This is a genomic window from Wolbachia endosymbiont of Zygogramma bicolorata (assembly GCF_051130665.1).
Classification (GTDB): Bacteria; Pseudomonadota; Alphaproteobacteria; order Rickettsiales; family Anaplasmataceae; genus Wolbachia.
Map to the genome: position 1 here is coordinate 1,310,954 of NZ_CP149530.1, position 19,817 is coordinate 1,330,770.

At 35.1% G+C, this 19,817-nt stretch carries 14 protein-coding genes; 8 read left to right on the forward strand and 6 right to left on the reverse strand.

What is annotated here, in order from left to right:
- Window positions 1-76 precede the first annotated feature (76 nt).
- From WKH12_RS06165 to rsmD, 3 genes are all read left to right on the forward strand, one after another.
- Window positions 77-3,421: a TrbL/VirB6 family protein gene (locus WKH12_RS06165; protein ID WP_434732268.1), complete on the forward strand. Its 3,345-nt coding sequence runs from the start codon at window positions 77-79 to the stop codon at window positions 3,419-3,421.
- Window positions 3,405-4,037, forward strand: a complete 633-nt coding sequence (locus tag WKH12_RS06170; protein ID WP_264735679.1) for a WD_0853 family protein — start codon at window positions 3,405-3,407, stop codon at window positions 4,035-4,037. The genes WKH12_RS06165 and WKH12_RS06170 overlap by 17 nt, the downstream gene beginning before the upstream one ends.
- A 120-nt stretch (window positions 4,038-4,157) precedes the next feature.
- Window positions 4,158-4,706 (forward strand): 16S rRNA (guanine(966)-N(2))-methyltransferase RsmD, encoded by a 549-nt coding sequence (rsmD, locus tag WKH12_RS06175; protein WP_434732269.1) that lies wholly within the window; start codon window positions 4,158-4,160, stop codon window positions 4,704-4,706.
- Here rsmD and WKH12_RS06180 read toward each other — a convergent pair.
- The 3 genes from WKH12_RS06180 to murD form a co-directional block, all read right to left on the reverse strand.
- Window positions 4,703-6,043, reverse strand: coding sequence for an alpha/beta hydrolase family protein (locus WKH12_RS06180; RefSeq protein ID WP_434732270.1), 1,341 nt, complete (start codon window positions 6,041-6,043; stop codon window positions 4,703-4,705). The genes rsmD and WKH12_RS06180 overlap by 4 nt on opposite strands.
- 89 nt (window positions 6,044-6,132) lie before the next feature.
- The gene (locus WKH12_RS06185) at window positions 6,133-6,732 is read right to left on the reverse strand and encodes a COQ9 family protein (RefSeq protein ID WP_264329272.1); all 600 of its coding nucleotides are present in this window, start codon (window positions 6,730-6,732) and stop codon (window positions 6,133-6,135) included.
- A gap of 6 nt (window positions 6,733-6,738) precedes the next feature.
- Window positions 6,739-8,145, reverse strand: coding sequence for a UDP-N-acetylmuramoyl-L-alanine--D-glutamate ligase (murD, locus tag WKH12_RS06190; RefSeq protein WP_341822845.1), 1,407 nt, complete (start codon window positions 8,143-8,145; stop codon window positions 6,739-6,741).
- A gap of 909 nt (window positions 8,146-9,054) precedes the next feature.
- On the opposite strand from murD, the gene WKH12_RS06195 reads away from it, so the two are divergent.
- From WKH12_RS06195 to WKH12_RS06205, 3 genes are read left to right on the forward strand one after another with little or no spacing between them, the layout of a single operon-like run.
- Window positions 9,055-9,414: a ferredoxin family 2Fe-2S iron-sulfur cluster binding protein gene (locus tag WKH12_RS06195; RefSeq protein WP_434732271.1), complete on the forward strand. Its 360-nt coding sequence runs from the start codon at window positions 9,055-9,057 to the stop codon at window positions 9,412-9,414.
- A gap of 2 nt (window positions 9,415-9,416) precedes the next feature.
- Window positions 9,417-10,457, forward strand: coding sequence for a hypothetical protein (locus tag WKH12_RS06200; RefSeq protein ID WP_264735676.1), 1,041 nt, complete (start codon window positions 9,417-9,419; stop codon window positions 10,455-10,457).
- Window positions 10,441-10,836: a cytochrome c-type biogenesis protein CcmH gene (locus WKH12_RS06205; RefSeq protein ID WP_434732272.1), complete on the forward strand. Its 396-nt coding sequence runs from the start codon at window positions 10,441-10,443 to the stop codon at window positions 10,834-10,836. Before WKH12_RS06200 ends, WKH12_RS06205 begins: the two co-directional genes overlap by 17 nt.
- On the opposite strand, the gene WKH12_RS06210 is transcribed toward WKH12_RS06205, so the two are convergent.
- The gene (locus WKH12_RS06210; RefSeq protein WP_434732273.1) at window positions 10,829-11,719 is read right to left on the reverse strand and encodes an Rpn family recombination-promoting nuclease/putative transposase; all 891 of its coding nucleotides are present in this window, start codon (window positions 11,717-11,719) and stop codon (window positions 10,829-10,831) included. The genes WKH12_RS06205 and WKH12_RS06210 overlap by 8 nt on opposite strands.
- 163 nt (window positions 11,720-11,882) lie before the next feature.
- The gene (gltX, locus tag WKH12_RS06215; RefSeq protein WP_434732274.1) at window positions 11,883-13,205 is read right to left on the reverse strand and encodes a glutamate--tRNA ligase; all 1,323 of its coding nucleotides are present in this window, start codon (window positions 13,203-13,205) and stop codon (window positions 11,883-11,885) included.
- 229 nt (window positions 13,206-13,434) lie between these two features.
- On the opposite strand from gltX, the gene ligA reads away from it, so the two are divergent.
- Together ligA and tnpC are read left to right on the forward strand one after the other, a co-directional pair.
- Window positions 13,435-15,432 (forward strand): NAD-dependent DNA ligase LigA, encoded by a 1,998-nt coding sequence (gene ligA, locus WKH12_RS06220; RefSeq protein WP_434732275.1) that lies wholly within the window; start codon window positions 13,435-13,437, stop codon window positions 15,430-15,432.
- Between the two features lie 523 nt (window positions 15,433-15,955).
- On the forward strand, window positions 15,956-17,311 hold the full coding sequence (gene tnpC / locus WKH12_RS06225) for an IS66 family transposase (RefSeq protein WP_434732010.1): 1,356 nt from the start codon (window positions 15,956-15,958) through the stop codon (window positions 17,309-17,311).
- Between the two features lie 54 nt (window positions 17,312-17,365).
- Here the strand turns inward: tnpC and pheT are convergent, their stop codons facing one another.
- Complete coding sequence (gene pheT / locus WKH12_RS06230) at window positions 17,366-19,762, reverse strand: phenylalanine--tRNA ligase subunit beta (RefSeq protein WP_434732276.1); 2,397 nt, start codon at window positions 19,760-19,762, stop codon at window positions 17,366-17,368.
- Between the last annotated feature and the right edge of the window lie 55 nt (window positions 19,763-19,817).

Below are 19,817 nucleotides of genomic sequence, written 5' to 3' on the forward strand. Positions count from 1 at the left end.
TATGGAGTAACTAATTAAAAAGATATTTTAAGTAAAGTTTTAGAAATTTATTTCTGTATTTGGAAAAAGTTTAGATATGCAATCACGCTTAGGCAAATGTTGGTTTAGGGTATTACTTCTTGCAGCTTATATGCTGATCACAGGTTGTAGTAAGAATGATATGCCTTTTCCAAGGTGCATATCTGCCGATTATTTTGGTCCTGAACCTATTGCAGTAAGCGCTCATTTTACAAACGATCACGATGCGTTTATTCCAGAAGATGGAGAAGTTATTGATCCTGAAACTGGCGAAATTAATTATGGTTTTCACCATAACCAAGTGGTGAAGTGGGAGGATACCGGACTCGAAACCAATGGAGATATTTTAAAAGTGCGAGTTAATGGTGCATGGACATCTTGGAGCAATAATAACAAGAAGGAATCTAAAAAAGGCAGTTATACCTTACAAAGCTTGGAGCAGTTAAAATATGCAACTAAATTTGAAGGCAAGTCAGGTGATAATAGTCTACCTGACTTTCACTTAGTTTGTAATGATTATAAACCTAGCATACAAAAATTTTCAAGTAAGCCTAATGCAAGTTGCACTGTAAATTGCAAGTGCATTAATGAAGATGATAGCGCAAATACAGTATCACGTGGTGCTCCATGTTGGTTTACCAATGGTCATGGTGCTTATCTTTTGTTTCAAACGGGGAAAGATGATCCTAACGAAAATCTAAAGTTAATGCGCGATCCTCAATATCCTACTGTACATCTAGGTTATAACTCCACAGCAGAGAGCGCCAATGGATTTTTTACTTTAGACAGAGATAAAACTAAATTAAAGGACAGAAATTGTAATGAGTTGAAGTTAGAAAAGGGATGGAAAATATATGTAAAAATATTAGATAGATATTACTTAGATAATGTAGGTGGCTACTCTTTTGAGTTTTTGGGTGGAGTACAAAAACCAGGTAACTTTGGATTTTTCAATGAAGTTTATCATTATCTAAAAGACACTTTATTGATCTCACCTAATAAAGATTGTAAAGGTAGTGAGTGTGCGGCTGCGCAAACTATGTTTGAGAATATAGTTAAAAAAGGTTCAAGTTTTCACAATTTTGTTCTTTCCTTGCTTGTTCTATTTGTAATGATTTCATCGCTTCTTTATCTTTTTGGCATGATACGAGAAACTAAGCATGATATGCTCATCAGAATGATGAAAATCACTCTAGTAATAGTGCTTATATCTCCTGGAAGTTTTAGATTTTTCTATGATCATTTTCTCGTTCTATTCGTTAAAGGTCTTGAACAACTGATAAGTATAATTACTAATTTTGCTCCCAACATGAACACCGGAAGTATTGCTCAAGGAGATGAAGCTAAGTTGTTTAAGTTCATGGAGAACATGTTCAATAAGTTTTTTGCTTATTCTGTTTGGAAAAAGTTTGCAGCGTTTTTACATTACCAAATGTGGGCAAGCTTACTTATGATACCAGCAATTTTCATAGGGATAGTTTTATATTTCTTGCTGTGCTTATATGCTTACATAATATTTCTCTCTGGTTTTATGGGTATAGCTTTTCTTATAGCTATCATGCCATTTTTCCTGATCTCTATTTTATTTTCACCGCTGAAAAGTCTGTTTGAAGGTTGGATAAAATTCTGCATCAGCTTTTGTTTACAGTCGATTATGATATTTGCTCTCTTGTCATTACTGGCTTCCATTATAATGAATACCTTTTATAGGCAGTTAGGTTTTACTGTATGCTACAATAAATGGTTTGAGGTAAGGTTATGTGCTCCAAAATGGGTGTTTGGCGGTTTTTGTATCGTTGATAAGCAGTACTTTGGTTGGACCCCAGGGCAAATTTTCGTACCTTACACTCTTGGAGAAGCTTCTCCGCTGAACGTAGATAAGAACATAGAAGGTATAGAAAAGATAAGCAGAGAAGGTGGTACAATAAAATTTACTGGAGGCGCTGGATATATCCCGCTTCCACCGGATTACCCTAAAGATAAAAATGGTGAACATATAAAAGGGTTTCGTTATATAGATTATCCTTTCTTTAATCCAATTCCTGGAACTAAAGATAATCCAGCAGACCACTATATTGCGGAAAGTGATATAGTAGTGGATAATAACTGTAGTGCAAAGGATCTAGTACGCTTAACAAATAGTTTATCTCATGCATCAGAGAGGGCTAACATTATATTACTGATCAACAATATAGACAAAAAGATAGGTGGTATGAATAGTAAAATAACAGAGCTTTACTGTCAACCTCAGCAAGATGAAGAAAAATGTAAAAATTATAGGAAAATAGTGGATGACTACAGAAAAGGTACCATAAGACCAGATCTTAAAAGAGAGATAAAGTCTTTAGTGGAAAAGGTGATTAAAAGTGATAAAAGCTGTAAATTGGAAAATTTCTCTGACTTAAATAAAGATTATCAAAATAATAGCGATTACCAAAGAGTGCAAGACATACAGAGAGGTTATTTAATCAATGCAGGAGAGATCTTTGTACTATTCTTGCTTTCATTTTTAATGTTCTCCTTACGCGAGTTCGTACAACAGATGGGCTCAAGTATAGCTGGTGGTGGATTCAGCGTTTACAATATATCTAGAATGTATGAAGCATCGCCTTTGGTTGGCATAATGGAAGGATTCAAACAGCAGTGGCAAAATTTTGCTGGTGGAAAACTAGAGTCTTTAGGCAGTTGGGCTACTCATTTACCAGACAGATTAGCCGGAGGTACAGCTAATCTACTGGGTAGGATACCAAGAGTTGGAGGTGTACTGAAACATGCTATTGATGCGCCACGTAAACTTGTAAATGCTACTATTGAAGCAACAAAATTTGTGACATCGCCTGAAAATGACATTGATAAGCTTGAGGAAAAAATTTATAGGGCATTTGGAGTTGATAAAGAAGATATTACGCATAGAAGGATTGGTAAATATTTAGATTATTATAAAGGATATGTAGGGTCACATTTGGGCTATACAATAGAAGATGCTATGAAGTTTACTTGGGAGCATGGCCTTGATTCTATAGGAGTTAGCCACCGTACAGGAGAAAAAGATGGTTACCAAGGTAATCTCCTCTGTAGAGCAAAATCGCATAGGCGAGATTTCTTAGAAAAACTTCATGATTACACTATCGGACGTAAGAGAGAACCAGAAAAAGACAAGCTTGATCAACCACTAAAGGAAAATAAGTCTGATCAATCAAATGAATTAGCACGAGAGTTAGGCACAGAAAAATACACTAATACTCCGGAAGCTATAGAAAAACGTGCTGAAAGAGCTAGAAGAAAAAAAGAAAGAGATCAAGAAGGCGAAAATTACGACACCTCATTACTTTTTGGAGAAGATACAGAACGTGAGAATAATGAAAGGGCTGATAACAGGGGTGATAATGACGAAGAATCATAACTTTAAAGGATTAAATTATTATGGTCTGCAGCAAGACGGTGATGGTAATATAAAGTTAAATGACTACGATGACATTTTAAATGCGCGTAGGGCAAGAGTAGATTTACTATTAGACAACACACTAGACAACAATATCGACCTCACTAAATTAAATAAAGCTTTGAGTGAGAAATTTGTAGATAATCATAGTTTATTGTCTGAATTTGATAAGGAAGACAAAGAGATTGCACAAGAAAGGCTTAAGGTGTTTAATATTTTAGACAATCTTGATAATCTTGCAAACATTAAAAGTGAAGATCTATTAGAGGTTAGTTTATTACTATCAGATCTTAGCTTCGTAGAGAGAAATGTTGTACTGAATACCGATCAGAATTCCGATTTAGTAGGATTTAAAAACCTATTTGTTGAAAAAAAAGCATCTGGCGAAGAGTATAGTGATGAAGAATGTAAAAGCTTTCTCGATAACATAGATAAAATTAATACTATAATTAAGCTGGAGTTAGAAAGCAGAATTGAAGGGATAAATCATGATGAAAGAAATGATTATGGTGGTTTACAAGATGAGATTGGTCAAGCAATTAATGCAGTAGGCAAATCAGAAAAAAATAACGGATGAGTTTTGTGTTTGTGTTTTTCTTACAAGCGACTCGATAGCTTCTCTCTATTAAACTGCTAAAGCCATATTGACATTAATCATATAGTATTAAATAATTAGTTATTTTGGAGCTTATTTAGTATGCTACGCATCATTGCAGGCAAATATCGCGGAAGAAAAATAACTACAGGTAAGCATTTAGCTGCACGGCCAACTATGAGTGTTGTCCGAGAAGCAATATTTAGTATACTTTCCTCAAGAAAACCTATTTATAACTTGAATGTACTTGATTTATTCTGCGGAAGTGGCTCTTTTTCATTTGAAGCACTTTCTCGCGGCGCTAAACATGCATTCATGGTGGATTCAGATTATTACAATTTGCAACTGCCTAAAAAAACAGCAGAAGATTTTGGAATTACGAACAATTTCACGCTAATTTGTTGCAGTGCTAACAAATTGCCACAACCTATTTCAAAGTGCGATGTAGTTTTTATAGACCCACCTTACAATAGCAATCTAGTTGAATCAACGTTGAATGGACTAGCTCACTCAGGCTGGTTAAGTGATGATGCATTGATAATTCTAGAGATTAGGAAAAACGAAGGTTTTGAGTGCAATAAAAACTTCAGTATAATCTTGGAACGTACCTACGGTATAGCAAGAATAATTTTTCTTTCTCTATTAACTTAAACTTGCATATACTCTTCATTGATGGGTTTCAGTTCTATTTTCGTCAAGCTTCCGGAGATACTACTTTTACAGTAGTCTTTTAGCTTAAAATTTCCATTAAATTCACCTTCCAACAAATATTTATGTGCTTTTTCGATAAACTGCTTCTCCTTTTCTTCGTATCTTGTTGCATTAACGTTATCCTGACGGTAAATCAAATGTTCTTTGTGATCAGCATGAATATTCTTACTCTCGCAAGGTATTGTAGGATCATGTTCAAGCACTATATTTTGTCTGAACGTTTTGCTAGTGGATTGATCATCGTCAAGTTTACCGACGAGTTGTGCTTCCTGTGGAATTATAGTATCACCTTTTCTACCAACAATCAATACAGGACATTTTGTATTCTCTATAATCTCTCGTGAATTACATTCTAATCCGCAACGATTAAACCAAAAATTCAAGAATTTTGCAGGAAGCCGTCTCATGAAAAAATCCCCTACCCCATGAGGAAAGTTATTAGTTGCATCCTTAAGTGAGCTATAAGAATTACTATGAATTAATGTTAAATAGATACCTTGTTTTTCAAATCTTTTTAAAACTTCTGCTGCAATTCCTCCTCCAAGAGAGTTAGTATCCAAAATTATATTGTTTGGATGCACACCTTTTACAAGTAACATGTTTACCATTGCCATTCCAGCTTGAACTAACTTTTCACCGTTTGTTAGAAATTCATATAGCGCTACAATTTTCTTTCTTTCCAAGAGGAACTCTATAATATCCTCTATATCTTTTTCCAACTCTTGATCACAAGCTTCTGCATCTCTTTTCGAATCTTTATCTATAAGTTCTTTTTTATAACGCTTTATCCACTCAGGGCTGACTTCATTTTCCAAAAAGCTTTTAATTCTGTGTACTACAAATCTCTTCTTAATAAAGTCAAAAAGCATCCATAGGCAAAGTACGATAAAACATATGGTAGCCAAAATTGATAGCACTACTGATGCAAAAGCTAACCCTGTAAGTACCTTTTTTGATTTTTGATTCTGGTATGCCAAGTATAACGACACAATAGAAGCAGTGGACAATATAGCAGAACATAACCATAGTGAGATTATTCTCCTATTGAATTTTTTTTCTTCAGCATTTAATTCTTCTTGAAAGAATCTTGGATTAACAATTCTAGAGAAATAGGGATAGTCAAAATAATGCTTAACTAACTTACTTTCTTGTCCCTTAAGTGGATTTTTACCACGAGCATTAACCTTAATACACCCAAGTACTCCAAAAAAGTTTATCACGTGTTTTGTATTTTCTTCTGGCTTGATATCACTATTGGTATGATAAATAACTTTCATTTTATCGTTAATGAATATTTAGTTATTTTAACATAAAGATCAAAAAAAACAAGAGAATATAAATATGAATAACCAGTATGATGAAAAGCTTATAAGAAATTTCCTATGATTCCTTTTAAGCGAGTTTTGAATTTTTGAAATGTCATGACATTGTTGATACGGTTATCAAGAAACGATAAAGTATCCGCAAAATCTTCTGAATAATCATTGATAAAAAAAAGTATCGTACTTAAGTACACTCCAGCTAATATTGCTCTTTTTGTATAGTAGTTAAAATCTGTTGATTGGTCATGAATGCCATACCAAATCGCGCTAATAGTTCTGTATAAAAGTTTACTAGAAAAATATGTATTTTTTGGTGATACGGAGAATGATAAAACATTTTTTAAAAGTTCTCTATAATTCGGTAGCTTAGCGTAGTTTGAAAGGCGTATTTGAATAGCTAACTTTACCCGCTCTCGCACTTTCATATCTTCTAAATTGGAATTTCTTAGTTCAGCTTCCATTGAGCTATTTAAGTCCTCTGCTATGTGCTCCAAAGCGCTATATATTCCATTCTGAAATTTGCAAAAGCTATTAGCTAGATTAAGGTCTGTGCAAATTTTTAATAGGGTTTCATCGCTTATCCCTTCAAATGGAATAACCCTAATTAGCTTATCTATTATTAACTTTATTTCATCTTGTTCCACGCAACATTATACTAAACAGCATGTGTGATTGTACCTGAGATTTTCAAACATTCTACAAAATGCTTCACCACGTTCCTCGAAATTTTTCCATTGATCAAAAGAAGCACACGCGGGAGAAAGTAATATAGTTACTTCTTCTGCGCTATTTAAGGCCTCTTCAAAAGCCAATCTGAATGCATCTTCTAGATTGCAACATCTAACATAATCTACTTTATTCTCCATAGTGTTTGCAAAGGCTTCGGTTGATTCCCCAATAAGAAAAGCTTTTCTAATCCTCGTGAAATGCTTGCTTAATGATTCTATTCCACCTTTTTTGCTTCTTCCACCAACGATCCAATTTATGTTTTCATAAGATAAGATCGCCTTTTCGCTCGACTTTGCATTAGTTGCTTTGCTATCGTTCACGAAAAACACATTTCTTATTTTGCCAAGCAGTTCATTCCTATGCCTCAGTCCTGAAAAGGACTTGATTCCATTGATAATAGTGTTGCTATCTACTCCAAGTAGCTTACATACGGCATATGCGGCTGCTATGTTTTCTGCATTGGATATTAGGTTTATTTTCACGTCGCTTACTGATAAGCTATGATTCTCTAGTTTTAACGAGATCTTCTGGATCCGAGTAGCCAAGCACTGGGATGACAAAAGAAGTGGCTGGAATGACAAAGAGGATGACATCGAAGCTGAGATTGGAATTTTGTTTCCAGTGAATTTGTTGAATATGTCAGCAGTAATCTCATTGTCACATCCTATTACGGCAACCTCACTACCGTTTATCAGTTTTAATTTAGTTGCTATGTAGTTCTCCATACTTCCATGCCTATCTATGTGATCTGGTGTAATATTGAGCAGTGCTGAAATGTCCACGTTAATTTCATTCATCAACTCCAATTGAAAAGAGGAAAATTCAATTACATAAATTTCTGCATCTCTTTCTAGATCCAAAACAGGAACGCCTAAATTTCCACCAATAGCTACTTTTTTCCCTGCAGATTTTAATATGTGCCCTATTAGTGATGTAGTGGTTGATTTACCATTTGTTCCTGTGATGCCTATTACCTTCTGGTTCGTAGTTTTAGCTTCAAGAAATAGCTCAATGTCTGATTTTATTTTGCAATCAAATCTCCTTGCAAGTTTTACTATCCAATGTGGCTCTGTTGGCACTCCAGGGCTTAAAACCAATGCACTGATCTCATGCCAATTGTATTCCTTGGGATGAATAAAATTACATTTTTTATACATCATTTTTGCATTTGCTATTTGCTCTTCATGATCATCCCATGCATATATTCTTGCACCACTCTTTATCAGAGCGTTAATGGCGGATAAGCCAGTTTTACCAAGACCAAAAACCGCGACGTTTTGATTTTTGTATTTGTTTAGTTGCACTGCTAGATAACTTATGCGAACCATTTTATAAAGATATCGTACAAACTACAACAGACTTCTTGCATAGGTCACAACTGTCATTCAGTAGAAACGAAAAAACTTCCTTGACAAACTCCGCCAGCCCCCTTATTGTAGTATTAAGGGTATTTATGACTCAAAACTTGTTTTTGATCCGCGCGGGCTCAACAACAAAATTCAGTAAAAAAACTCAGGTATTTATTGGCGGATTACATAAAATTATAGCGGCTGCATGTCTTTTAAATTTTTTCTACATTCAGCCAAATCGCGCTTAAACTAAGCGTCAGCACATTATTACAGCGCCACTTACAGTAATATAGAGTCAAAACTCGCTACTCGGGGCTTCTTTTGCCTTTTTTTCGTTTGGTAAATTTCTTAAATATTTATAGCTAAACGACAACCGTCATCCCGCTACGTGTTAGCGGGATCTGGAGATACCGCGAATGAATCGCGGTATGACGGTTCGCGGTGGCATGACGATAAGCTCGTCATCCCGCTGCTTGTTAGCGGGATCTATGTGAGATACCGTGAATAAATCACGGTATGACGGTTAAGTAATTCGTCATCCCGCTACTTGTTAGCGGGATCTAGAGATACCGCGGCGGTATGACGTTCTGCGGCGGTATGACGGTTCGCGGCAGCATGACGATAACCTCGTCATCCTGCTGCGTGTTAGCGGATGAGATACCGTGAATAAATCACGGTATGACGGTTCGTGGCGGTATGACGTAGAAGCTATACTTTTATACTCACCAACTCAGTATCCAATCTGGATCCAAGTAGTCAGCTACTTGAATGACAAGAAAGGAGTACTTGGATGACAAAAAATAGGCACTGGAATTGCAAAGAGTTTGCAAATATTAGTTATTACCTGTAGAATACAGAGAAATTAGTAAGGATTTTAATAGGAATAATATGCCATCTGTTACTTTTGTTTTACCTGATGGGAGTAAGAAAAGCTATGAAGCTGCAGAGGGAGAAACTCTGCTTAATTTAGCCCACAGAAGTGATCTAGATCTGCTTGAAGGTGCATGTGAAGGCTCTCTTGCTTGTTCTACATGCCACGTGATTGTTGATCCAGAATTTTATGATGCTGTAGAAACGCATAATCCCATATCTGATGAGGAAAACGATATGTTAGATCTAGCCTTCGGCTTAACAGAGACATCAAGACTTGGGTGCCAAATAAAAATCACAAAAGATATCGACGGTTTGTGTGTAACCATACAAAGGGGTACAAGAAATATATCATTTGATAAACAGGGGAATAATTAGCTATGCGTAAGATTTTTATCTATATTATCATCTCTTTACTTTTGTTTATTCCTGTAGCGTATAGTGGTTTTTGGTATTTTTCTGCATGTAAGGTAAAAAATCTTTTAGCTGAAGCAATACTATACATTAACGACGAAAAGTTTGATATTTCACATGATTTCAGTGGACTTCCTTCTAACCTAATTTTCCGTGTGACAAACCCAAAATTTTCCAATAAGCAATTAACCATCTCATCTGATGCTTTATTGATAAAAAATAGATTGTTTGATAAATCAGTATATATCTACATACCAAGCAATGAAGTCAACATTGTTGTTCATGGTGATGAGAAAAAGAATATAAAATGCCACACAAACGATAGCAGCCACTTTGTTGTTAGACTAAATGATTTACCATCTTCATTGCGATTCAACAGAAATAGTACCGTGATAGACTATATAGATACACTTCGTTACGCAGATTATGGATTAAAATGTGATGTTTCAGAAAATCAGCAAAGTGTTATAACTGAAGTGAATGATAAAAGCAATTACATTCAATTTCACCTCGATAAAGAACCAAGTGGAAATACTAAACTAGGATTTGATTTTTATACTTATCGGTATAAAAATACTGCAAGTCCTGAAAGTTACCTTAGTATCGACACTAAATTTGATTACGAATTTGTAAACCACATCTCAGCTTCCAGAGTTAATTTCAACATAGAGAAATTTTTAATTCAAAGCAATAATTTTTCTCTTGCTGCAGATGGTGGAATGCAAAATTATAATTTGGTTACGTCTTCATTTAAAGACAAAATCAACGTGGCTATATCAAATTATAAAGAATTAATCTCGTTTATGATTGGTGACTCAAAAACTTCAGATGCGTTTGAAAAATTAATGTCTTCCTTATCAGAAAAAACAACTGATGACAGCGTTCAATTTTCAATAAAGTACGATGATGATGTAGGGTCAAGCTTTATTGGAAAGTTATCCACCACTGATTTTATGAACCAACTCAGTAAAATAACCCAATTAACCAAGGATGAGAGCAGTAGTTAGTTTACTTTTCATATTGATATTTCACTCAGGCGTAAACGCTTTTACTCTGGATAATAAACTCAGAGATAAAAGCATGGAAAAACGAGCAACCAGTTTATTTGAAATAATAAGGTGTCCAATATGTTCTGGCGAATCATTGTCTGAATCTGGATCTCAGATTGCGTATGATATGCGAGAAGCAATTCGTAAAAAAATCGATGATGGATACACAGATGAAGAGATAATCTCAGAGTTAAAAAATTCTTACGGCAATTCAATTATAACTACCCCACCTAGCACTTACATTTTGTGGTTTATTCCACTCACAACTCTGCTTATTGGGTGTTTTTTAATACGAAAGTATATCAGTATGTCCAGTATATTTAAACCTTTTATGTAATGTAACCGTTCACACTTAATTCTTCAATCTCACTAATAGAAAGGCCAGTAAACTTGACAATAGTGTTGACATCAACATTATTAGCCAGCATTGCTTTTGCGACTTCAATTTTTCCTTTCTCTATACCTTTTTCCATACCTTTCTCTTCAGCAAGATCAAGTCTGTATTCAAGAATGGCTTCTTCTTTGCGTAGATCCATTATTCTTTCTTCGTAAGCTACTAAATCTTTTTCGTTCCAACGAAACTTATCTAACTCATCATATGCTAGCTTTATTATTGGTGCCTTTTCTGCAATTTTCTTTAGATCTTCATCTGTCGTTTCTTCAGCATATTTAAAGAAAAATAGCCAACGATCTACTATGCTTTCTAGCTGTTCTACTTTGCTTTTTGTAAATTTAGGTAACTCAATAAAGACAAATTGAAAATCTTTTAAGTAATGGCCGTTGGTTTTTATATCACGTATATTATGAGTAGAGATATAACCAACTTCTTCAGGAAGTAAGTTACAATTGGAAATAGCAATAAAGAAGACTTTCTTTAAATCAATGTAGTTGCCAGATTTATCTAATTGTCTTGAGTAAGCCTTAGCAGCATATAGTTGAGCGCGTTTCTCAAAACCTTTATCACGAGCCAGTTGCATCTCAATCACAAACCTATTACCAATAGAATCCTTGCAGAGAACATCAACAATACTTTGTTTATCAGAGGCAATTTCGGGATCCATGATAGTACTTAAGAATTCTACTTCTTGTATTGCACTTGCCTCAGCAAATCCTAAAATATCGTTCAAAAAGTGAATAAGGATATTCTTATTTTTTTCTGTTCCAAAGATTTTTTTGAAACACAAATCATTGCGAGGATCGAGAAATTTTGAAAGAGCCATAATGCTTGGAAAATATTAATAATTATACACTATTATTAACAATTATTCAACTATATTTTTGAAGATAGCTAGTTTCTGTATTTACTTTAAATTGAAGAAAGCTCAAATGAAAGATCGTGTTTTTCACAGAATGCAGTCTGGTTACTATATAATTTTTTGATTTTCACTTTTTTTTTAACCTTGCAATGATATTTTCTTTGCCGATAAAAATTAATAATTTAGCGAGCTCTGGTCCTGTTTCTGTTCCTGTTAAAGCTGAACGCAACTGCATAAATAAGTCTTTTGCCTTTATATCCACTGTCTGTCGAATAGCTTTTACCCACTCTGATAATGTGTTTTCGTTACAATCGCCTTGAGGCAATGCATTGAACGCAATTTTTATAAGCTCCTTATCAAGAATCACAGGCTCTATATCAGATTTGCATATTTTCCACCACTTGGCCACCTCAGAAAACCTTTCTATATTGTTCCTTATAAAATACCAAAACTCTGAGGAGCCCACTCCAATTTGATTTAAACGTTCTTGTACAATTTCAAATGACATTTGTTGCAGCACTTTGCTATTTAGCTTGTATACTTCACTCAAGCTGAATTGTGCAGATGCTGAGCTAAATTTTTTAATATCAAATGAGTCAATTAAAGACTGTATGTCAACATGAGCTTCTATCGGATCAGATGTTCCAAGTTTTGCTAAATAGCTAGTTAGCGCCATTGGTTCAGTCTCATCTTCTCTTATGGACTTGATATCCAGCCCGCCTTTCCGTTTCGATATCTTGCTATCATCAAAATGTAGTAGAGAAAGGTGAGTAAATATAGGGATTTTCGCTTTTAATGCTTTAATCATTTGGATCTGAACTGCGGTATTAGTTACATGATCTTCCCCACGTACAACATGGGTTACATTAAAGTCAACGTCATCAATAACAGAAGGTAGCATGTATGTATAAATTCCATCTTCTCTTTTTACCACAGGATCGCTGATGTGACTTGTTGCAATATTTATTTCACCTTTAACTTCATCATTCCATTTAACAACTTCATTTCTATCCAATTTAAACCTGAAATGTGGTCTTCGTCCTTCTTGCTCATAATGGATTTTCTCTTGCTCAGTTAGAAGCAATGCACTTCTGTCATAAACAGGAGGAAGTCCTTGTTTTAATTGCAACTTTCGTTTAATTTCTAACTCTTCTCTTGTTTCATAGCATGCATAAATATGCCCTTCTTTTATTAACTGCAAGAACACCTCGTTATAGCGCTCAAAGCGCTCTGATTGCTTAAAACTTGCATCCCAATCGATACCAATCCATTTTAGGTCTTCTATGATATTATTTATATATTTGACATCTGAACGCTGAAGGTCAGTATCATCAAAACGGAGTAGAAATTTTCCATTTTGATTACGTGTGTACATCCAACAAACCAAAGCAGTCCGTACGTTTCCTACGTGGAGATAGCCAGTTGGGCTTGGAGCGAATCTTGTTAGCATTTAAATAGCAATATTGTAAAATAATAACTTATTTACTCTAATTTATTTTAATTTTATATAAATATAAGGCTAAAGCAAGTGAGATCTGCTAATACAATTGAGCAAGAGAAGAATAAGTATGGCTATAGCATTGTGGCACCTTTGATATTTGATGGATTAAGACCATATGATAAATTCAAGAAAATTCACAACTTGACGACAAAGGCTAATGTAGCATTATATTGATATCATGACTAACTTAGAAAAGATGAGAGAAAAACTGCAAGATCAAATAAATTATCATAATGTTTTGTATCACCAAAAAAATAAGCCAGAAATAAGTGATGCTGAATATGATGAACTGAAGAAAAAGTTAGCTGAAATAGAGGCACAATTTCCAGAAATTTATGCAACACAAGATAGTGTTGGTGCTCCACCTGATGAGAGGTTTTCTAAGGTGGAACATCAAGAACCTATGCTTTCTCTTGAGAATGCTTATGACGAACAAGATGTAGAGAAATTTTTGTCTAAAATAAAGAGGTTTTTAATTGAGGACAAAATAGAGATATTATGTGAGCCAAAAATTGATGGGTTGTCGTTTTCTGCAATTTATGAGGATGGGAGATTTGTTAAAGCTGCAACTCGAGGTGACGGTTTTTTAGGGGAAGATGTCACTCACAATGTTGCAACAATAAAAGGCTTTCCTAAGTTTTTGCAAGGTGTGCAAGGAAGACTAGAAGTAAGAGGTGAAATATACATCAGTAACAGCGACTTTTTAAAGTTAAATGAAAACGATGAATTTGCCAATCCTCGAAATGCAGCTGCTGGTTCTCTAAAGCAATTGGATGCAAACATTACAGCAAGTAGACCACTTAGATATTTTGCTTATTCTTTGATTGGTGGAGCAGAGAAAAGTCAAAGTGAAATACTAAATAAGCTTGAGGCACTTGGTTTTTGCGTAAATGAGCATCAGTCCTTAACGAGTAGTTTGGATGGAATGCTGAAGTTCTATAACGAGGTCTATAATTGTCGCTATAACTTGGATTATGATATTGATGGAATAGTCTATAAAGTAAATGATTTGGTACTACAAAATCGTCTAGGGAATACTCACAAAGCACCGCGCTCAGCACTTGCATACAAGTTTTCTGCGGTTTATGCAAAAACAAAGTTAAATAAGATATTTATACAGGTGGGCAGAACAGGGGTTTTAACTCCAGTTGCAGATTTAGTGCCAGTCAATATTGGTGGGGTGCTAGTTAGTAGAGCAAGTCTGCATAACCAAGATGAGATAAAACGTAAAGACATAAGAGAGGGAGATATTGTAACAATCAAAAGGGCAGGAGATGTAATTCCCCAGATCATTGAAGTGAACAGAGATTCTCGTCTTCCAAATACACCTGAATTTGTGTTTCCTGGAGTATGCCCTGAATGTGGTAGTAAAGTACGTCAGGTTGAGGGAGAGGCGGCAGTAAGATGTCCTGAGGAATTTGCCTGTAAAGCTCAAATAATAGAAAAACTAAAGCATTTTGTATCGAAAGATGCATTTGACATTGTTGGCCTTGGTGATAAGCAGATAGAGTTTTTTTACGACCTTGATCTGATAAAACAAATCCATGATATTTTTACTTTAGAAGAAAAATTGGATGAATTTAATCTGGAAGGACAGTCTGGCTGGGGCGAGAAATCTATAGCTAATTTGTTAAATTCTATACAAAGCAGAAGGGTAATAACTCTAGATAGGTTTATATTTTCTTTAGGTATTAGATTTATTGGCCAAGTTGCAGCAGAATTGCTTGCAGATTATTATGTTTCTTATGATAATTGGTATAATTCGATGATTGAACTGTCATCAGATAATACTGAGCTAGTCGGTATAGACGGCATAGGAAAAAAAGGGGCTGAATCTTTGGAATCATTTTTTTCTAAGGAACATAACATCAAAATGTTAAATGATCTTACTGCTTGTCTTCAAATTCTTCCTGTGAACTCCAACTCTAGTGACTCTGTTTTAAATAATAAAATTATAGTGTTTACTGGTAAGCTACTTGCTATGAGTAGAGGAGAGGCAAAAGTAAGAGCCAAAACTCTAGGAGCAAAGGTCAGCTCACATCTTTCTGCTAAAACTGACTACCTAATTGCAGGAGAAAAACCAGGATCCAAATATAAAAAGGCAGTGGAATTAGGTGTAGAAATTTTAGATGAAGACCAGTGGCATAAAGTGATAAGTTTGGGAGTGTTCAAATAACATTTGGATTGTATATTAAATCAAAGTTGCAAGACTATAATGAGCAAGCTGTTAATTGGATTGATTGGATTACCACAAAAAAACTCCTTTCTTTCTCTCCATTTTTTCTGGGTAAGGTCATGGTGCTGGTACAGGTCCTATAGCTGACCCAAGCAACACGTCATACCGCGATTTATTCGCAGTATCTCAGCATAGATTCCGCTAACAAGTAGCGGAATGACGAATTTTTGTTTTTCAAATTATCGGTAAACCTAAGTCACTTTAGCTATAGCTATCTTCAAAAATATGGTTGAATAATTGTTAATAATAGTGTATAATTATTAATATTTTCAAGCATTTTTGCCATGGCTCTTTCAAAATTTCTCGATCCTCGCAATGATTTGTGTTTCAAAAAAATCTGTAGGGTCGAGAACTGGCGCGCCTACTTTAGGGTTTGGTGGCGTAACCGTTCACGGAGATAAGGTGGTTTACAAAGTAAGTATAAAAGTGTAAAGAGATAGGAAGCTAAATATGGAATGGGTAAATGACAACAGTGCTGCAAGAAAAGGTTGTAGCAGAAAACGCTAATCTCAAGGAAGAAATAAAAGCACTGATCAGAGAAAATGATAGCTTGAAAGCAAAAATAGTTGAATTAGAAGACAAATTGGGCTTAAATTCGCAAAATTCATCGCTGCCACCATCACGAGATATATATCGTAAGAAAGCAAAAAAGAAAAGTGATAAAAAACCAGGAGGTCAGCCAGGACATAAGGTGCATAAGCGTGAATTAATGGCTGCAGACGAGGTAGTGAGATGCACAATTGATACAATTTGTATGTGTGGAGGTAAGATTACTTTAGAAGATGAAATTATTCATCAGAAGGCAGAGTTGCCAGAAATTAAGCCAATTGTAACTGAGTACAGGTTGCAAAGAGGACATTGTAGAGTATGTAATAAAAGAATTACAGCAAATTTACCCGAAGGTGTTGCAAGAGATTTTCTAGGACCCAATGCTAAAACAGTTATAAGCAGCCTTAGCGGCTTTTTTATTAACTCAAAAAGAGAGGTACAGCAAATTTTGGGCAGTATTTTTAATCTAAATATAAGCCTTGGTTTAGTCTCAAATACTGAACGCAGGGTATCGAAGAAGTGTGCATCTGAATATGAGAAAATGAAGGAAGAGTTGCAAGGAAGCGAGTATTTGCATATAGACGAAACAGGGCACAGAAATCAAGGAAAGAGAGGCTGGAGTTGGGTAATAACAAACAAAGCGTTGACACTTCTGAAGGTAAGCGAGTCTCGTGGTAAGAAGGTGTTGAAGAGTTTACTGCCAGAATATGATGGTATATTTGTGAGCGATAGATACGCTGTATACAATTACTTCAATCGTGAAAATAGACAGATATGTTGGGCACATCTGGCAAGAGATTTTGAGAGATTTGCCCATAGTAAAAATGTTGAAGTGAGCAAAATTGGCCAAGCACTAAAATCGCTCAGCAATAAGGTGTTTGTAGTAGATAAGGCAAAAAAACAAAATTTGATAGATAATTTGAGATTTTATCGACTGGTGCGAAAAATTCGGAAAAGGGTAAAACATTTTTTACGTAAAATGACGAGGGTTGCAAATAGCACTCAAGCTTCAAGAATGGCCGCTAAGATGTTACGATCTGAGGATATGATGTGGAAGTTTTTAAGAAAACCTGAAGTGATAGAAACAACTAATAACCTTGCAGAACGGCAAATTAGACGGTACGTAATTTATCGTAAAAACAGCTTTTTCACCTGGTCAGAACGTGGAGAAAGATTCGTGGAAAGAATGTTGTCGATATTTTTGACATCACGTCTAAATGGCCAGAACCCCTTTCAAAAGCTACAGAATCTAGTAGCTGTCACTGCTTAGTTCTTTAATTCATTCTCACAATCCGTGAACGGTTACGAACACTATGATTGCGGCTTAATGATGAGTTCTCAAAGTTCCTCCGGTATTTTCATATACCAAATTGACTATAGCACTTGATTCTTTTTGGATCTCTTTTTCAGTTAAAGTGTGGATTGGAGAGCAGAAAGTAACTGACAATGCTATAGACATCTTATTCGGTTCTATATTGTTTCCATGGTATACGTCAAATACTAAAACTTCTATGATGAGCTCTGAGCTTTTTTTTACCACATTGATTATGTTACCTACTTCCACATCCTTATTTACAATAAATGCAAAATCACGTTTTACACTTTGGTATTTATAATCGATAAATTTCTTTCTACTTACAGGTAAATTTTCAATATTTTCTAGTATTACCTCAAAACCTACAACTTTTTGCTTGATGTCAAAAAGATCTAATATATTAGGATGCAACTCTCCAAAATAACCTGCTACTTTATTCTTAAAAGAGAGAGTGCCTGACTTTCCTGGGTGGTAATGTTCTTTTTCTGCTCTCTCTATCGTTAAATTATCGCAATTGACGTTAAAAAACTCCAAAGCTGCTATGCAATCAGCCTTTGCGTCAAAAACATCTACTTTCCTATCAATATTATAATGGTTTCGCGGTAAATTATTTCCTGTTCTTATTCCACTTAAGACATATTTAGACTGAGCTTCACCATCGTAAATCGGCCCAATTTCGAAGATTGCAAGATCAGATACTCCATGGGCAATATTATCAGCAGTGACTTGCAATAAATTTGGCATAATACTTTGTCTCATCATATTAAAGTTATTGTTAAACGGATTATCGATGATAAATAACTTATTCGAGTAACCAAATTTTTCAGCTGTTGATTCACTCATAAACGACCAGGTTAGCACTTCATGAAACCCTCTGTTTGTCATCAAAATACGCAAATTGTCGTATGTACTATCTACTTCTTCAACATTATTTGGTAGTGGTTCTTCTTTTATTTTGTCATAGCCGTATATTCTTGTTACTTCTTCAATTAGGTCAGCAGGTATAGTCACGTCCGGTCTCCAGCTTGGTACTTGTACATTCCAATTGCCTTCGGTTTTTTTATCAATACTAAACCCTAGTTTCGTTAAGATATCGAACGTCTCATCAGGTGATACAGATACACTTCCAAACTTGTTTATATCTTGGTAATCAAGGCTTATCTTAGCATCATTCCGGCATGGTTTTTTCTGGATCCCAGTGTCAGCTACTTGGATGACAGAGGTGTATTCTTTATCTAGATTACCGGCAGACACTACGCTTGAGACTTCTCCACCACATAAATCCAAAATCATTTTGGCTGCAAGATCGAGTCCATCAAGGGTAAATCCAGGATCGATTGAACGTGCAAATCTGTAACTAGCGTCTGTGGAGATGCTGAGCTGTCTTGAAGATTTAGTGATAGAGATTGGATCGAGCAAAGCTAATTCCAAAAAAATATTGGTGGTTTCAAGAGTACATTCACTGCACTTTCCACCTATAATTCCAGCAACTCCATGAATATTTTTACTATCACAATAAATGTTTATATTATTGTCCAGTAAATATTCCTTACCATTTAAAGCAAAGAAGCTTTCTCCATCATTTGCTTTTCTTATTGTAAGTTTGCCATCTACTTTGTTTGCATCAAACGCATGCATTGGACGATTAAAAGATATCATAATATAGTTAGTAATGTCAACTATTGTAGAAATGGAGCGCATTCCTATCGATTCCAATTTATCTTTTAGCCACTTTGGGCTTTCTTGATTTTTTACATTGGCGATGTATATTCCACTAATAAAACTTTCTCCGTCAGTCACTTCAACATCGATTGGTGAATTTATGGAGCTGGTAAGTTGTGGAATGCTTAAAGTCTTTAATGTCCCAATTCCAGTTGCAGCAAGGTCGCGAGCTATTCCATAAATGCCTAAGCAATCTCCACGGTTTGGAGTAACATTTATATCAATTACAGGGTCACAATTGAAAAATTTATCCCCTACTTTATAATCATCGGAAAGCTCGATTATTCCTTCACTTTCCTCTTGAACCAGCGCAAGTTCAGAAGCAGAGCAGAGCATCCCTTCACTTAGCACTCCTCGTATTTTTGTAGGCTTGATTGTGAAATCACTTTCTGGCAATGTGCTACCAAGAGATGCAAGCACAGTTTTCATACCTTCTCTAACATTGTTTGCTCCGCAAACTATTTGTAGAGTTTTACTTCTGTCATCTACTTTACATAATTTTAATTTATCGGCATTTGGATGAGGTGCAACTTCTAATACTTTTGCAACAATAAAACCAGCTAATTTGGTATTGTAGATCACATCTTCTACTTCTAACCCTATGTGAGTTAATTTATCGGTAATTTCTTCTAAACTAGCATTGGTTTCTAAGTGTTCTAATAACCAAGATAATGTGAATTTCATGAACCTTTAAAGAAATAAAAGAGTTATTGTAATATAAAATGTAGTGCTTTTAAAG

What these genes read in the sequence shown, in the direction of transcription:
- WKH12_RS06165 (WP_434732268.1), top strand. Translation starts at nt 77, where the DNA reads ATGCAATCACGCTTAGGCAAATGTTGGTTTAGGGTATTACTTCTTGCA.
- WKH12_RS06170 (WP_264735679.1), top strand. Translation starts at nt 3,405, where the DNA reads ATGACGAAGAATCATAACTTTAAAGGATTAAATTATTATGGTCTGCAG.
- rsmD (WP_434732269.1), top strand. Translation starts at nt 4,158, where the DNA reads ATGCTACGCATCATTGCAGGCAAATATCGCGGAAGAAAAATAACTACA.
- WKH12_RS06180 (WP_434732270.1), bottom strand. Translation starts at nt 6,043, where the DNA reads ATGAAAGTTATTTATCATACCAATAGTGATATCAAGCCAGAAGAAAAT.
- murD (WP_341822845.1), bottom strand. Translation starts at nt 8,145, where the DNA reads ATGGTTCGCATAAGTTATCTAGCAGTGCAACTAAACAAATACAAAAAT.
- WKH12_RS06195 (WP_434732271.1), top strand. Translation starts at nt 9,055, where the DNA reads ATGCCATCTGTTACTTTTGTTTTACCTGATGGGAGTAAGAAAAGCTAT.
- WKH12_RS06200 (WP_264735676.1), top strand. Translation starts at nt 9,417, where the DNA reads ATGCGTAAGATTTTTATCTATATTATCATCTCTTTACTTTTGTTTATT.
- WKH12_RS06205 (WP_434732272.1), top strand. Translation starts at nt 10,441, where the DNA reads ATGAGAGCAGTAGTTAGTTTACTTTTCATATTGATATTTCACTCAGGC.
- WKH12_RS06210 (WP_434732273.1), bottom strand. Translation starts at nt 11,719, where the DNA reads ATGGCTCTTTCAAAATTTCTCGATCCTCGCAATGATTTGTGTTTCAAA.
- gltX (WP_434732274.1), bottom strand. Translation starts at nt 13,205, where the DNA reads ATGCTAACAAGATTCGCTCCAAGCCCAACTGGCTATCTCCACGTAGGA.
- ligA (WP_434732275.1), top strand. Translation starts at nt 13,435, where the DNA reads ATGACTAACTTAGAAAAGATGAGAGAAAAACTGCAAGATCAAATAAAT.
- tnpC (WP_434732010.1), top strand. Translation starts at nt 15,956, where the DNA reads ATGACAACAGTGCTGCAAGAAAAGGTTGTAGCAGAAAACGCTAATCTC.
- pheT (WP_434732276.1), bottom strand. Translation starts at nt 19,762, where the DNA reads ATGAAATTCACATTATCTTGGTTATTAGAACACTTAGAAACCAATGCT.